This window comes from Streptomyces sp. CA-106110 (assembly GCF_050936285.1).
Taxonomy (GTDB): Bacteria; Actinomycetota; Actinomycetes; order Streptomycetales; family Streptomycetaceae; genus Streptomyces.
On record NZ_JBNJNB010000001.1, the window covers coordinates 1,576,336 to 1,590,986 of the forward strand.

The 14,651-nt window shown below is 72.5% G+C and carries 15 protein-coding genes; 3 read left to right on the top strand and 12 right to left on the bottom strand.

Annotated features, from left to right (window positions below):
* Positions 1-10: 10 nt before the first annotated feature.
* Both ACQEXA_RS07355 and ACQEXA_RS07360 read right to left on the bottom strand, forming a co-directional pair.
* Positions 11-757, bottom strand: a complete 747-nt coding sequence (locus tag ACQEXA_RS07355) for a polysaccharide deacetylase family protein (RefSeq protein WP_432935986.1) — start codon at positions 755-757, stop codon at positions 11-13.
* Positions 754-2,139 (bottom strand): UDP-N-acetylglucosamine--N-acetylglucosamine transferase, encoded by a 1,386-nt coding sequence (locus ACQEXA_RS07360; protein WP_432935983.1) that lies wholly within the window; start codon positions 2,137-2,139, stop codon positions 754-756. The genes ACQEXA_RS07355 and ACQEXA_RS07360 overlap by 4 nt, the downstream gene beginning before the upstream one ends.
* 143 nt (positions 2,140-2,282) lie before the next feature.
* Here ACQEXA_RS07360 and ACQEXA_RS07365 point away from each other — a divergent pair, with 143 nt between their 5' ends.
* Together ACQEXA_RS07365 and ACQEXA_RS07370 are read left to right on the top strand one after the other, a co-directional pair.
* The gene (locus tag ACQEXA_RS07365; RefSeq protein ID WP_360993560.1) at positions 2,283-2,708 is read left to right on the top strand and encodes a BlaI/MecI/CopY family transcriptional regulator; all 426 of its coding nucleotides are present in this window, start codon (positions 2,283-2,285) and stop codon (positions 2,706-2,708) included.
* Positions 2,709-2,712: 4 nt separating this feature from the next.
* Positions 2,713-3,723 carry a M56 family metallopeptidase gene (locus tag ACQEXA_RS07370; protein ID WP_433129125.1) on the top strand — a complete coding sequence of 337 codons (1,011 nt, stop codon included), beginning with the start codon at positions 2,713-2,715 and terminating at the stop codon, positions 3,721-3,723.
* Between the two features lie 110 nt (positions 3,724-3,833).
* Here the strand turns inward: ACQEXA_RS07370 and ACQEXA_RS07375 are convergent, their stop codons facing one another.
* The 7 genes from ACQEXA_RS07375 to ACQEXA_RS07405 form a co-directional block, all read right to left on the bottom strand.
* Entirely contained in the window at positions 3,834-5,159 is a 1,326-nt protein-coding gene (locus ACQEXA_RS07375) for an MFS transporter (protein ID WP_432935979.1), read from the bottom strand.
* Between the two features lie 280 nt (positions 5,160-5,439).
* Entirely contained in the window at positions 5,440-6,390 is a 951-nt protein-coding gene (locus ACQEXA_RS07380) for a VOC family protein (RefSeq protein ID WP_432935977.1), read from the bottom strand.
* Entirely contained in the window at positions 6,371-7,489 is a 1,119-nt protein-coding gene (locus ACQEXA_RS07385; protein ID WP_432935975.1) for a 4-oxalomesaconate tautomerase, read from the bottom strand. The genes ACQEXA_RS07380 and ACQEXA_RS07385 overlap by 20 nt, the downstream gene beginning before the upstream one ends.
* On the bottom strand, positions 7,486-8,196 hold the full coding sequence (locus tag ACQEXA_RS07390) for a 4-carboxy-4-hydroxy-2-oxoadipate aldolase/oxaloacetate decarboxylase (protein ID WP_359404548.1): 711 nt from the start codon (positions 8,194-8,196) through the stop codon (positions 7,486-7,488). Before ACQEXA_RS07390 ends, ACQEXA_RS07385 begins: the two co-directional genes overlap by 4 nt.
* Positions 8,193-9,017, bottom strand: coding sequence for a PIG-L deacetylase family protein (locus tag ACQEXA_RS07395; protein WP_432935972.1), 825 nt, complete (start codon positions 9,015-9,017; stop codon positions 8,193-8,195). Before ACQEXA_RS07395 ends, ACQEXA_RS07390 begins: the two co-directional genes overlap by 4 nt.
* A 194-nt stretch (positions 9,018-9,211) precedes the next feature.
* Positions 9,212-9,862: a GntR family transcriptional regulator gene (locus ACQEXA_RS07400; RefSeq protein ID WP_432935970.1), complete on the bottom strand. Its 651-nt coding sequence runs from the start codon at positions 9,860-9,862 to the stop codon at positions 9,212-9,214.
* A 119-nt stretch (positions 9,863-9,981) separates the two neighbouring features.
* Complete coding sequence (locus ACQEXA_RS07405; protein WP_432935967.1) at positions 9,982-10,839, bottom strand: LysR family transcriptional regulator; 858 nt, start codon at positions 10,837-10,839, stop codon at positions 9,982-9,984.
* Between the two features lie 69 nt (positions 10,840-10,908).
* On the opposite strand from ACQEXA_RS07405, the gene ACQEXA_RS07410 reads away from it, so the two are divergent.
* Positions 10,909-11,817 (top strand): EamA family transporter, encoded by a 909-nt coding sequence (locus ACQEXA_RS07410; protein WP_433129127.1) that lies wholly within the window; start codon positions 10,909-10,911, stop codon positions 11,815-11,817.
* Between the two features lie 233 nt (positions 11,818-12,050).
* Here ACQEXA_RS07410 and ACQEXA_RS07415 read toward each other — a convergent pair whose 3' ends face one another.
* The 3 genes from ACQEXA_RS07415 to ACQEXA_RS07425 all read right to left on the bottom strand — a co-directional run bounded on the left by ACQEXA_RS07415 (position 12,051) and on the right by ACQEXA_RS07425 (position 14,533).
* Positions 12,051-12,518: a PaaI family thioesterase gene (locus ACQEXA_RS07415; protein WP_433129129.1), complete on the bottom strand. Its 468-nt coding sequence runs from the start codon at positions 12,516-12,518 to the stop codon at positions 12,051-12,053.
* Positions 12,519-12,596: 78 nt separating this feature from the next.
* The gene (locus ACQEXA_RS07420; protein ID WP_433129131.1) at positions 12,597-14,054 is read right to left on the bottom strand and encodes an aldehyde dehydrogenase family protein; all 1,458 of its coding nucleotides are present in this window, start codon (positions 14,052-14,054) and stop codon (positions 12,597-12,599) included.
* Between the two features lie 185 nt (positions 14,055-14,239).
* Entirely contained in the window at positions 14,240-14,533 is a 294-nt protein-coding gene (locus ACQEXA_RS07425) for a hypothetical protein (RefSeq protein WP_359406500.1), read from the bottom strand.
* Between the last annotated feature and the right edge of the window lie 118 nt (positions 14,534-14,651).

Below are 14,651 nucleotides of genomic sequence, written 5' to 3' on the forward strand. Positions count from 1 at the left end.
GCCCTTGCTGTCAGACCGCCGAGGACGGGCGGGGCCAGCCGTGGTCGCGCAACGGGCCGACTTCGAAGCCCCGTTCCTCGCAGGTGTCCAGGATGCGGGGCACGGCACCGAGGGCCGAACGCCAGGCGCCGGGGGCCGAGGTGCAGTCGGAGTCGTGAAGCAGCACGGTGCCGCCGCCGTCCAGGTCTGCCGTGACCGTGCGGTGCACGGACTCCGCCGTGGCACGGGCCGTCCAGTCCTCGCCCCAGCAGGTCCACAGGACGGGGGTGAGGCCGAGTCGGCGGGCGGCGACGTGGGCGGAGGCCGACATCACCCCGTACGGCGGCCGGAAGAGCCGTGGCCGGCGACCGGTGATCTCGGCGACGATGTCCCGCGCCCGGGCGAAGTCGTCGTACGTGGCGCGCGGGCCGCGCAGCAGCAGCGGGCGGTGCAGCCAGCCGTGGATGCCGATCTCGTGGCCTGCCGCCTCGATCTCCCGGACCAGCCCCGGAGATCGGCGGACCTCGCTGCCGAGCAGGAAGAAGGTGGCCTGCACCCGGCGTTCGGCGAGCAGCCGCAGGAAGAGCGGGGTGGACAGCGGGTGGGGTCCGTCGTCGAAGGTGAGGGCGACGTGACCGGCACGGCCACGCCCCGAGAGGCGGGGCATGACGCGGTTGCGCAGCGGCCCGAAGGTGGAGACGACGGGCGCGGCGTGCACCGCGGCGAGGGCGGGCAGGGCGGCGAGCGCGGCCGCGCGGATGAGCCGGGTCCCGGTCACTGGTGGCCCCCCGACGCGTGGGCATGACCGCGAGCGGAGTCGTCCAGATCCAGGCCATGGCCGATGGCGTGCATCAGGCTGGGGCCGTCGTCCGTGCCGGCGACCCCGGTACCGACGGCACCGGCCCATACGGCGCACGCCACGGCGGTGGTGGCGGCGAGCCTGCGGGAGCCGCGGCGGCGGCGCCGCGGGGCGGAAGGCGGCACCTCGTGCCCGGGTCCCGAGCGGTGGACGCGGGCGATCTCGGCTGCGGGGCCGGCGCCCGGTCCGGCGAAGAGGGCGAGGCCGGCCTCGCGCTGCCGCAGACCGAGCGGGCCGTCGATCAGGTCGCAGAGCACGGTCTTGAGGTCGGCCGGGTCCCGGATCCAGGCGGCGACACCCGCCTCGTCCAGGGCGGCGGCGTTGGTCAGCCCATGGCCCGGTATGCAGCGGTAGCCGGCGACGGGCAGGCCCGTGGCGAACGCCTCGAGGGAGGTGAGTCCGCCGGCGTTCTGCACGAGGACGTCGGAGGCGTGCATGAGGCCGGGCATGTCGTCGACCCAGCCGTAGGCGTGCTCGATGCCGTCCGCGCGCAGCCGTTCGGCCAGGGCCTCGTTGCGGCCGCAGACCACGACCGGAAGGGCCGCGCCGCAGTCCCGCAGCTCGAGCGCCACCTGCCGGACCGGCCCGACGCCCCAGGAACCGGCGACCAGCAGCGCCAGCGGCGCGCGTTCGGGCAGCCCGAACCGGGCCCGTGCCCGGCGTCGCTCCTGAGCGTCGCCGGGGCGGAACCGCGGATCGGTCACCGGTCCGCACACCCGGACGTCCCGGGCACCGGCGGCCCCGGCCTGGGCGGCGGGCACGGCATGGACCGCGAGATGCACGTCCACGCCGTCCGCCACCCACAGCGGATGCACCGAGAAGTCGGTCAGATAGGTGAGGACGGGAACGGCCAGCCGGCCGTCGCGACGCAGATTGCCCAGCACTCTGCTGGCCCCCGGGTAGGTGGAGACGACCGCGCCTGTGCCCGGGGGCAGGGCGCGCAGCACCCGGTCCTCGGCGGCGCGCAGCAGCGCCCGCGCCGCCGGGCCGCTGCCGCCGGCACGCTCGGTGCTGTTGTAGATCCGCTGATACGCCCACGGCGCCCGGAACAGCATCCGCTGGTAGCTCTCCTTGACGGCCCTGCCGAGACGTGCGGGCAACAGGTCCATCAGGTCGTAGCGGTCGACCATGAATCCGTCCGCCGCGAGACGGCGGGCGAGTTCGGCGGCGGCACCGTCGTGGCCGGCCCCCACGCTCGCGGAGACGATCGTGACCCGCCCCGACGGCGTCGCGGCTGCTCTGGGAGGCGGAACGGCACCCGTGAGCGCAGGCGCGGGAACCGTCGTTCCGGGGTGGGGCATGGGCTTCTTCCTCCGCACATCGAGGGGAGCGGAACTCCACAACATGTAGTAGTTCACGGTTCAAAGCCCGGAGCATACTTCCTACATCCTGTAGTAGCTCACCGGGTAGTCTGGAAAGCCAAGTGGCGAAGGGGAGGTGAACGATGCAGGACCGGAGGAGCGACGAGTCCGGTGGGGCATCAGGCAGGCGCGCACGCGGCGAACTGGAAAGCGGAGTGCTCGCCGCACTCTGGGCGTCCGAAGGACCGCTGACGGCGCGACAGGTCCGGCAGCGACTGCCGGGCGACCTGGCCTACACGACCGTGCTGACGATCCTGTCCCGGCTGTACGACAAAGGCATGCTGGTCCGCCACCGCGAGGGCCGCGGATACGCCTACGAGCCGGCCCGGGACGAGGCGACCCACACCGCGGAGCGGATGCACACCCTGCTGGAGCGCGGCTCGGACCGCGAGGCGGTACTGGCCCGGTTCGTCTCCGAACTGTCCGAGAAGGACGAGCAGTTGCTGCAACGACTGCTGTCCGCGCACGACGGGCGCGACGACACCCGGCCCCGGGACGAAGGGCCCTGACCCGGTGCTGATCAGCGTCTACGTTCCGTTCCTGGTCACCGGGGCGCTCACGGTGCTCGCGCCGCGACCGGCCCGCCGGCTGGCACCGAGGCCGGCCGCCTTGGCCCTGGCGTGTGCCGCTCTGGTGGCGGCGCTCGCCTGGACGGGTTCGCTGGCCCTGCTGGCCTTCACCGGCTTCGCCCAGATCCCCGAGGTCGCCGAGGAGGGCCGCTGGTCGGTGGACGCCCTGCGGGCCGAGGACCCGGTGTACCTCGTCGTCGCGGTGGCCGGCGCCCTCGCCCTGGCCGGCGGCATGGTCGCGCTCTGCGTCTCAGCCGTACGTCAGGTCCGTCATCTCCGGTGGGCCCGGCGGGAGTGCGCCCGTCTGCCCGGCGACACGGAACTGGCCGTGCTCGACGACGACACGCCCCATGCCTTCGCGCTTCCCGGCGCGCCCGGGCGGATCGTGGTCTCCCGCGGCATGCTGCGCTGTCTCGGCGACGCGGAGCGCGAGGCCCTCCTCGCACACGAGCGGGCCCATCTGCGCGGCAGGCACCACCTCTTCCAGACCGTCTGGCGGCTCGCGGCAGCCGTGAATCCGCTGTTGCGGCCGCTCGCCGACACCGGCGGTTTCGTCCTGGAACGCTGGGCCGACGAGGAGGCCGCGGCGCGGATCGGCAGCCGTACGGTCGTCGCCCGCGCGGTCGGGCGGGCCGCCCTCGCCTCCGCCTCCGAGACCTCCCGCCGCGCGGCGCTGGCCGCGACCGGCGGGGCCGTGCCGCAGCGGGTACGGGCGCTGCTCGCCCCCGCTCCCCCGCTGCGGGCCCTGCCGTTCGCCGCGGGCGCCGTGTTGCTGGCGGTGTGCTGCGCGAGTGTGGCCAACGCGGCATCCGACAGCGAGAGGATGGTCGAGAGCGCACAGCGGGCGGAGTGCGCGGCGCACGCCGAGCCGCCGTGGGCCGGGGCGTCCTCCGTGGAGCGCCCTGCCTGCTGCGGCCACCACCGGCACCTGGAGCACGAGCGGCGCCACGGCTAGTCCGGGGCGCGGGGGGGCCGTCTGCTCGGGGCCGGGCCGGCCTCAGGGTGTCCGACGTGCTGGGCCGGGCTCCCCCGATGAGCCCGGCCCGGTGCGCGCGTCCGCCCGACTCAGTGGGCGGCGAGCAGTTCCTGCTGCGCGGTGCCCGTACGGGGCTGCCTGAACGAGCGCAGCGCGGCCAGGCCGATGAAGATCATGGACGAGACTCCGGCCAGCGCGAAGGCGGTGAAACCCCAGTCGCCATGACCCTCGGCGAGCAACTGTCCGCCGAGCCACGGACCGAAGACGGCGCCGAACCGGCCCATGCCGGAGGTCCAGCCGACCGCGGTGGCACGGTTGTCCGGGGTCGAGCGGATCGAGACCGTCGCGTAGATCATCGTCTGAGCGCTGTTCAGGAACACACCGGTGAGGAACACGACCAGGTAGGTCACGCCCAGCGGCATGTGGACGCTGAGCAGGAAGACCCCGGCGGCGGTCAGTGCGAACCAGATGGCCGAGATGCGCGGGGCACCGAAGCGGTCGGAGACACGGCCGGCGACCAGCATGCCCACGATGCCGCCGAGGTTGAACAGGACGACGAAGGTCAGCGCGGAGCCGAGGTTGTAGCCCTCGCCGCGCATCAGGGTGGGCAGCCAGGTGGCGACGCCGTACACGAGCAGCAGTCCGCCGAAGGAGGCGAGCCAGTACAGCAGGGTCTGCAGCCACTCACCGCCGCGGAACAGGTCGACCAGGGCGTTCCAACGACCGGCCGGGGCCTGCCGGCCGGCGGCGGCGGGCAGTTCGGCCTCGTAGCGCTCGGCCAAGGTCCGGGCCTCCTCGGTACGGCCCTTGGCGGCCAGGAAGCTCAGGGACTCGGGCATCACCTTGGCGAGCACCGGGACGAAGAGCAGCGGGAGCACACAGACCCAGAACGCGGCGCGCCAGCCCACCGGCTCCACAAGCCACTTCGCCACATAGGCGGAGAGGATGCCGCCCGCGTGGTGGGCGGTCATCAGCACCCCGATGGTGAGCGCGGCGCGGCCGCCCCGGGCGTAGTCCGAGACCATGCTGATCGCGGTGGGCAGCAGTCCGCCGAGACCGACGCCGGCGAGCGTCCGGCCGAGGCCGAAGACCCCGACGCTGCCCGAGACCGCGCACAGGCCCGAGGCCAGTGAGAAGAGCGTGACGCAGGCGACCATGAGCTTCTTGCGGCCGATCCGGTCCGCGACCGTGCCCGCCGTCAGGGCACCCACCAGCATGCCGAAGGTGGCGTAGCTGCCGAGGTCACCGGCCTGGCCCGGGGTGATCCCCAGGGCCTTCTGCTCCAGCATGTGGGGCAGCACCGAGCCGTAGATGAACATGTCGAGGCCGTCGAAGAGCACGGCGAGCCAGCACAGACCGACGACCAGAGCAGCCAGTCTGCTGCCGCGAGCGGACAGGGCGGGGGAGGAGGACATCGTTGTTTTCCTCTCGTCCAGGAGGCGGTCCCTGGAGGGGATCGGTGATGGGGGTCCGCGTGCTCGGGCGCGAGCCGAGAGCGTGGGGAGGGTCGACGCGGCTCGTGCGGCGGACCCGGTGTGCGCTAGACGCTAAAGACCGGGCGATTAACTGTCAACGTTTTTGTCAACAATCTCAGCGAGCACCTGTGGCTGTGCCGATGCCCCTGGAAAGATCCAGCAAAGACGCTGATGGAGGGGGGTGGGCGCCGCACGCCGGTACGCCGGCCACCCCCGTCGCTCAGCCGACCGGCGGTGTGCCGTGGGTGTGGAAGGACTGGATCGTCTGCAGGCCCCAGGCCTGCCCCTTGGCGCGCTCCGCCTCGGTCCAGGTGATCAGCGGCCAGTCGGGAGCCAGGACCAGACGGGTCAGCGGGTTGCACAACTCGATGCGGTTGCCGCCCGGTTCGTAGACGTACAGGAAGAACGTCTGCTGGATGGCGTGCTTGTGCGGTCCGGTCTCGATGAACACGCCCGTGTCGATGGCGAGGTCGGCGGCGCGCAGGATGTCCTCGCGGCTGTCGGTGGCGAAGGCGATGTGGTGCAGCCGACCGGTCGAGCCCGTCCAGTCCTCCGTGTACACGACGTCGTACGACTTCGCTGTGAACGTCAGCCAGCTGGCCGCGATCCGCCCGCTGTCGAGCCGGATCTGCTCGGTGGGCCGGGCGCCCAGCACCCGTTCCTGGAACTCGGCGTTGGCGAGCACGTCCGCGGCGAGGAAGTTCACATGGTCCAGCCGGCGCACGCCCACGCCCCGGTTGGGTTTGGCCTGGGGCTGGTTCTTCAGTGCGGGTCTCAGCGCCTCGGGGGCGCGGTAGTGCTCGCTCTCCCAGTACAGGGCGTGCTCGTGTCCGTCGGGGTCGGTGGTGAGGTACAGCTTCCCGATACCGAGTTCGTCCTCGACCCAGTGGCCGGGACGGCCCGCCTGCTCGCTCGCCTCGACACGGCGCCGCAGCGCCTCCTCACTGGACGTGCGCAGGGCGAGCCGGCCGAGTCCGGGCTGTTCGCGGGCAGTGAGCACCAGGCTGTGGTGCTCGTAATCGTCGAAGGTCCGCAAGTAGACGGTGTCGCCGTGCTGTCCGTTGACGGTGAGTCCCAGATAGTCCGTGAAGAAGGCGACACTGGCGTCCAGGTCCGGGGTGAACAGCTGGGCGTGGCCGATATGGGCGATGTCACCGAGGGGCGGAGCCATCGTTGCCTCCAAAGGGTTGTGGGGGGTTGCCGGCGGAGCGGGGGAAGACGCTGCCGTCGAAGATCTTCCGGGCGGTGCGCACGACGGCGGTGCGGCGGGCGACCGGAGGGGTCCGGCCTGAGCCGGGATCGACTCTCGTGTCGATGTCCAGGAATCCCGTGGGGTGTTCGACGCGGATGCGGTCGCCGCGGGCGGGAAGGCGTGCGATCCCCTCCCCCACGCTTCCCGGGACGCGCAGCCCCGCCGCCACGCTCGCGGCGCCCAGGACGCCGATGGAGGTGTGGCACCGCACCGGGATGAATGTACGGGTCATGACGGCGCCGCCGTCCCGGGGCGGCGCCAGCAGACTGAGTTTGGGGACCGTGGCCCGTTCGACGTCGCCCAGCCCCATCAGCCGCCCGGCCTCCAGCCGGATCCCGTGCAACCGGCGGGCCAGCACCGGGTCGTCCTCGAGGGCCACGGGGTCCTCGTACCCGGTGACGTTCAGCGCGCGAGCGGCGATGAGCACGGTCGGCATGCCGTTGTCCACGCAGGTCACCGATGTGCCGGCGACGGTGTCGCGGACGTTCCCGGTGGGCAGCAGCGTCCTGCCGCCCGCCGGGAACTCGATCAGCACGGGGGCGGCCGCCCCCGGCACGCCGGAGATCTCGGCGGAACCGGTGTAGTCGACGCGCCCACCGGGAGTGGGGAACGTCGCGACCGCAAGCTCCCCGGTGTTGCGCATGCGGATCCGTACGGACGTCTCGCCGTCCCGGGCGGCGACCAGGCCGCGTTCGACGGCGAAGGGACCGACCCCGGCCAGGATGTTGCCGCAGTTCTGCCGATCGGTCACCTCGGGGCTGTCGACGGCCACCTGGAGGAAGAGGTAGTCCACGTCCACCTCGGGGTCGTCGGACCTGGAGATCACGGCCACCTTGCTGGTCAGGGGATGCGCGCCGCCCAGGCCGTCGATCTGGCGCGGGTCGGGGCTGCCCATGATGCGCAGCAGCAGGTCGTCGCGGAGCCCGGGGTCGGCGGGCAGGTCCCCGGCCAGGAAATACGCGCCCTTGGACGTGCCGCCGCGCATCAGCATGCAGCGCACCTCGCCGGGCCCGGTCATGAGCCCGCTCCGTCCCGGACGTACTCGTCGTAGGACTGGTAGCGCACCCCCAGCCGCTCGAGGGTCGTACGCAAGCCGTAGCGGTCCAGGCCCAGTTGGCCTTCCAGGAAGGCGGCGCGGGACGCCGCTTCCTTGTTCTCGCGGGCTTCCGACGCCTCGGCGGCCCGGCGGGCGTCCTCGCGCGGCACGACCACCACACCGTCGTCGTCGGCGAGGATCACGTCGCCCGGCCGGATAACCTGGCCGCCGATCACCACCGGTACGTTGACCGAGCCGCCGGTCGCCTTCACGGTGCCCTGCGCCGAGACGGCCGCGGACCACGCAGGGAAGCCCATCTCGCGCAGTTCGGCGGTGTCGCGCACACCGGCGTCGATGACCACGCCGCGCACCCCGCGCCGCTTCAGCGCGGTGGCGAAGAGCTCGCCGAACATGCCGTCGGTGGACGGCGAGGTGGTCGTGACGACGAGGATGTCGCCCTCGCCGCACTGCTCCACGGCCGCGTGGATCATGAGGTTGTCGCCGGGCCAGGAGAGCACGGTGACCGCGGTGCCCGCGACCCGGACGCCCTGCTGCACGGGGCGCGGGCGGGTGCCGAGCAGTCCGGTGCGGCCCATCGCCTCGTGGACGGTGGCCACGCCGTACCCGGCGAGGGCCTCGACGTCCTTCACGTCCGCCTTCGGCGGGTCGGTGACGATCACGCCGCTCATGCCAGCTCCTTCGTGATCTGCGGGTACGGGCGCATGTACGCCTCGGCCATGGTCTTGTGCGCAAGGCCCAGGTTGGGACCGGCGTTGCGCTTGAGCTGGACGCCGCGGCGGACGGCGAGGTCGGTGTAGTAGTCCCACAGGTGCTGCTGGGCTGCCAGGCACTCCATGGCCTTGCGCTTGGTCTCCCACACCTCGGTGATGTCGAGGAGGACCTCGGGCTTGAAGCCGCACATCTCCGGCTGATGGGGCTCGAAGAAGAAGACCGGTGGGGCGCCGATGACCCCGCCCTCGGCCGGGTAGCCGATGGCCTGGGCCAGTACGCGGGCATCCAGAGCCATCCGGGCCGCGGCCGGGTGGTCGCCGTTGTAGGGGTCCTCCAGCGGGTGGGTGAGCACGACGTCAGGCTGTGCCTCGCGGTACACGGCCACCAGACGGTCGGTCAGCTCGGGTGTGGCGATCAGCGGGTAGTCGCCGGCGTCGAAGAAGACGACCTCGGCGCCCAGGGCGGCGGCGGCCTGCTCGGCCTCCTCCCGGCGGATCGCCTTGATCTCCGCCAGTTTCCTGCCCTCGCGCCACGCCTTGGCGGACTCGCCGCGCTCGCCGAAGGTCAGGCACGCGATGGTGACCTTCTCCCCGCGGGAGGCGGCCAGGGCTATGGCTCCCCCCGCGCGCCACACGAAGTCCCCCGCGTGGGCGGTGATGACGAGCGTGGACCGTGACGGCGGTCCCGCCTGCTCATGGGGGTCCCCCTGCTCGAGCGGAGCCGGGAGCGGCGGAGAAGCCGGGGGCTCGGGGGCGGCGGGCGCGGTGCCGTGCGTCATCGCTGAAACTCTCCTCGTTCAGGCGACTCGCCGACGGGGCGGCACAGCCGGTGCCGACAACGCGAGCGTGCTCGGCCCATCGGGCCTTGGCCCCTTGCCGCTTCAAGCGAGCAGGGACACCCCACGCTTTCGACACCGACCCGCCCCTTCGGCTCACTCGCCGGGTTGGACAGGTCGCGCCCGCCTCGCTCGCGTCAGTCGCGCAGCGCCTCGATCACACTGGTGAGGTGGGCACGGACGGCCGCCTCGGCGGCCTGCGGGTCCCTGGCCCGGATCGCCTCGATCATGGCCAGGTGTTCACTCAGGGACTGCTGCGGGCGCCCCGGACGGAGTGCCAGCTGAAAGCGGTGGCGCACCAGTTGGGCATTGAGACGTTCCAGCAGTGCCACGGCCGTCTGCTGGCCGGAGAACAGCCTGATCCGCTCGTGCAGTTGCTGGTTGAGCTCGGAGTACGTCACCGGTTCGCCGCCGGCCACGGCCTTGCTCATCGCCGTGCCCAGATCGGCCAGTTCGGTCAGCTGCTCGTCGTCGGCCGTGACGGCCGCCTTGGCCGCGCACAACCCCTCCAGGACCATGCGGCACTCGGTGATGGCGACCGCCTCTTCGACGGTCACCACCCGCACCCGTGAGCCGCGGTTGCGGATCCGCTCGACCAGGCCCTGGGCCTCCAGGTCGATCAGCGCCGCGCGGATACTGGCCCGCGTCACACCGAACTGCTCGGCGAGTTCGTTCTCCACCAGCCGCTGGGCCGGCGCCATCTCGCCGTGCAGGATCGCCTGCCGAAGCTGCTCCAACGCGTGCTGCTTGGCCTGCTCTCCGGTGCTCGGACGGGCGTCCTTCTGCATCGTTTGCCCTCCCTGAGTGAGTGCTTGTTGAACCTAAATCTAGCCCGACAACATTGTCAACAATTTTGTCCTCCATCGTGCGCGAGCAGGATGGAGGCCCCCCGTCCCCAGCGGCCGGCTCAGCCTGTGCGGTACAGCGAGATCAGTAGTTCCACCACCGGCTGCATGGCGGGATGCGGGCCGTCGCGCCACCAGGCGAGCCGTACGGCGATCGGTTCCGCGTCACGCACCGGCCGGTAGACGACCCCGGGCCGGGAGTACTGGTTGGCGGTGGACTCCGCCGTCACCCCGATCCGGCGCCCGGTGGAGATGGCGGCCAGCCAGTCGTCGACGTCGTGGGTCTCCTCGGTCGCCGGACGGGCGTCCGCCGGCCACAGGTGCGCGGTCGTGGTCCCGGTACGGCGGTCGACCAGCAGTACACGCTCGCTGAGGTCCGCCAGGCGCACCGAGCGGCGTCCGGCCAGCGGATCGTCCGCCGCCATCGCGCACAGCCTGCGTTCGAGCCCGACGATCGCCGAGTCGAAACGGCGGTCGTCCACGGGCCTGCGCACCACCGCGAGATCGCAGGCACCCTCGGCGAGTCCTGCCGTGGCCGAGTTGACGCGCACGAGGTGCAGTTCGGTCTGCGGGTGAAGTTCGCCCCAGCGCCGTTGGAAGGCGAGGGTGTGCCGGCCGAGGGCCGACCAGGCGTAGCCGATCCGCAACCGGGCCGGGCCGGAGGTGGCCCCCCGGACCAGCGCGTCCACTTCGGCCAGCACCCGCCGGGCGTGCGCGACCACGCGCAGTCCGGTGCCGGTCGGGGTCACCTCGCGGGAGGTACGGCGCAGCAGTCGTACGCCCAGTGCGCGTTCGAGCGAGGCCAGCGTGCGGGACACGGCCGCCTGCGAGACGCCGAGGGCGATGGCCGCGTCGGTGAACGTGCCCTCGTCGACGATCGCGACGAGACACCGCAACTGGCGCAGTTCCACTTCATGCATGACCAAAGCGTATGGACAGCGGGGCGGATGCATTTTCCGCAAGGGCCGATGCTCTCGCACGATCGGACCATGCATGGAGCATCCGCACGCCCGGCGGCCGCCGTCACGCGCCGGGCCGGTCCGGCCTCCCCGGGCCCGAGGCGCGCCCGGACGAGCCCCGCCGGAGTCGCCACGATGGCCGGCAGCGGCCTGTCCAACCAGGTCGGCGCCGCGCTCGGCTCGCTCGCCTTCCCCGTACTCGGGCCGGTCGGTGTCGTCGCGGTGCGCCAGTACGTCGCCGCGCTCGTCCTGCTCCTCGTCGGCAGGCCGCGGCTGCGCGCCTTCACCTGGCGGCAGTGGTGGCCGGTCCTGCTGCTGGCCCTGGTGTTCGGCACCATGAACCTGTCTCTGTACACCGCCATCGATCGCGTCGGCCTCGGTCTCGCGGTGACCCTGGAGTTCCTCGGCCCGCTCGGCATCGCCCTGGCCGCCACCCGGCGGCGCGTCGACGCGTGCTGCGCGCTGGTCGCCACGGCGGGCGTCGTCACCCTGATGCGTCCCCGACCGTCCACCGACTACGTCGGGATGTGCCTCGGTCTGCTGGCCGCCTGCTGCTGGGCGTCCTACATCCTGCTCAACCGCACCGTCGGCCGGCGCACGCCCGGAGCGCAGGGTTCGGCGGCGGCCGCCGCCGTATCGGCACTGCTGTTCCTGCCCGTCGGAGCCGTCATGGCCGTCCGACATCCACCCACCGCGCAGGCCGCGGCCTGCGCGGTGGCCGCCGGTGTCCTGTCGTCCGCGGTGCCGTACCTCGCGGACCTGTTCACCCTGCGCCGGGTCTCGGCTCCGGCCTTCGGGCTCTTCATGAGCGTCAACCCCGTCCTGGCCGCCGTGGTCGGCCGGGTGCTCCTCGAACAGCACCTGGGGTGGGCGGAGTGGGCGGGCATCGGGGCCGTCGTGGCCGCCAACGCGGTCAGCATCACCGCACGCCGCGGCTGACGGACACCCCGCTCCCCCGCTCCCGGGTCCGCCGCGCGTCAGGACGACGGCCTCGGGCAGAGCGCCGCTCACTCACGTCGCGTCCCGTTCGCCGAGGTCCGGCGGCCCTTCGAACTCGCGCTGACGCCGAGGGCGCTGGAGAAGACAGTCAGGAGCGACGGTGCGGCGCGTGGGGGTGTCGCGGGTAAAGGCTCGGGAGAGTGGTCCCGTTACGGTTGCCGGGGCCGCCCGCGTCATCCCGCCGGCTTCGTGCGGCGCACACTCCAGTCGAACCGGCCACGGCACACCACCGTGTCCGCCGCATCGGTGATCGCGGCCTTGGTGCCGAGCCGGACCCGATCGGTCTCACCCCGCCACAGCGGCTGAAGACTTCGCTCGGCCTCCTCGTCGAGTCGGCAGGAGGCGACAAGGCGTCCCCGGGCCGGGGCGAGGAACTCCAGGGCCGCCGCCGTACCGAGCGGCACGACTCCGTCGAGCGCGCGGGCGTGCGGGACCGACGCGATGAGGGCGCCGAGTCCGGCCGCGTCGAGCAGGGTGATCAGTCCGCCGGAGTGGAGGGAGCCGATCACGTTGGTCAGCTCCACGGGTGTCTCGCACACGATCTCGGCCGCACCGTCCGCGGCCCGGATCACCTCGATCCGGGCCGTGCGATGCGCCGGAACGGACTCCAGCAGCGTTCTGGCCAGTGCCGTCATGTCCATCCCGTCAGCCTGACAGGCGGCAGTGGCGCTCGGGTGACAGCTGGGCGACGGCCGGTCGCCGCCGCCCCGGGCCTTCTGTCAGAACGGGTAGTGCGCGTGCCGGGTGGCGAGGGTGACCCAGCGGGTGTTGGAGAACGCCTCGATGCCCCACCGTCCGCCGAAACGGCCGTAGCCGGAGGCCTTCACCCCGCCGAAGGGGGCCTGGGGCTCGTCGGCCACGGACTGGTCGTTGATGTGCACGATGCCGGTGCGCACCCGGCGGGCGACGGCCAGCCCGTGGGTGGCGTTCTCGGTGATGATTCCGCAAGTCAGGCCGTTCTCGGTGTCATTGGCGAGCGCCACCGCGGTGTCGTCGTCCGTGAACGTCTCCAGCACGCAGACCGGGCCGAAGGACTCGGTGAAGTAGAGCTCCGCGTCCTTCGGTACGCCGGTGAGGACGGTCGCCGGATACACCGCTCCCTCGGGCTCACCGCCGGTCAGCACGTCGGCGCCCTTGGCCACGGCGTCCTTCACCAGCGCGGCCAGCCGCTGCGCGGACCGTGCGCTGATCAGCGGGCCGACCACCGTCCGCGGATGCGCGGGGTCGCCCGCCCGCAGCGAGGCCACCTTCTGCACGAACTTCTCGGTGAACTCCTCGGCGAGCGACTCGTGGACCAGGATCCGGTCGCCCGACATACAGATCTGCCCGGAGTTCATGAACACGCTGAAGGTGGCCGCGTCGACGGCGTGGTCGACGTCGGCGTCGTTCAGCACGAGTACGGCGTTCTTGCCGCCCAGTTCCAGGACAGCGGGCTTGAGATGACGCGCCGCGAGCTCGCCGATGATCCGCCCCACTCCGGTCGAGCCGGTGAAGTTCACCGCGCGCACCCGGCCGTCGCCGATCAGCGCCTCTGCGATCTCGGCCGCGTCCTCCCGGGCGTTGGTGACCACATTGAGCACTCCGTCCGGCAACCCCGCCTCCCGCAGGAGGTCGGCGATGAGCAGACCGCAGGCGATCGGCGCGTCCTCGCTCGGCTTGACGACCACCGTGTTGCCTGCGGCGAGCGGTGCCGCCACTGCCCGTACGCCGAGGATGACCGGTGCGTTCCACGGCGCGAACGCGGCCACGACGCCGAGGGGTTCGCGCACCGCGAGGCCGAGCGTTCCCTCCTCCTGGACGCTGAGCACCTCACCGCGCGGCGCGGTGATCGCGGCCGCAGCCTCACGCAGGATGTTCGCCGCCAGGGACACGTTGAAGTAGGCCCACGGCCGGGTGGCGCCCGCCTCGTGGGCCATGGTCTCGGCCACCTGCTCGCCCCGGGCGTCCAGCAGGTCGGCCGCCTTGAGGAAGATCGCCCGGCGGGCGAAGGGCGCGAGGGCCGCCCAGTCCTCGAAGGCCGCGTCCGCGGCGTCCACCGCCCGCCGTACGTCCTCGGGGCCCGCCGCCGCGAGGGTCGCGTACACCTCGCCGGTGTAGGGGTTGACGTCGACGGTGGTGCGGGCGGACGCGGCGGGCACGTCCTTGCCGCCGATGAGGAGTTCGCGGGTGAGGGGCATGGCGGCTTCCTTCGGTACGGGCTGGGGCAGCAGGAGGACCAGGCGAACCGCACAGGCTTGTTCGCCTGGTGAAATCCCATTCACTGATCCCCCGCGATGCTCCGGCGGCCCTCCGGGAATGTCAAGGCCCCCGGCGTCTTACGGCCGGGGGCCTTGTCACACTGCGGTCGCGGGCCGCGCCGCCCTCAGGACTCGACGGCCGGCAGCAGCCCCGTCGCGGGCGCAGCCAGGTCGGTGGCCTGATGGAGCTGTTGGAGGTCGTTCAGGTGGTTCAGCCCCGCGAGTTGGCCGGAGACCGTCGGGATCTCCTCGCTGTACTGGGCCGGGACACCGGTGCGGGGCACTGAGTCGAGCAGGGTGACCGGGTTGAGCCTGCCCGCGTCCTGGGGCGCGGTGGCCGCGCCGGCCACCGGCGCGGCCAGGCCCGTGACGCCCACGGCGAGACCGACTGCGGCGACGATGCGTCGTGTTGAGATCATGCCCCAGCAACGTCACGGGGCTACGGACGGTCACGGGCAGCACCTCGGCCCTCACCCGCAAGGGGCACAGTCCGCTGCGCTTGCCGGGCCCCTGTCAGCGCGGGACGCTCGATGAAGA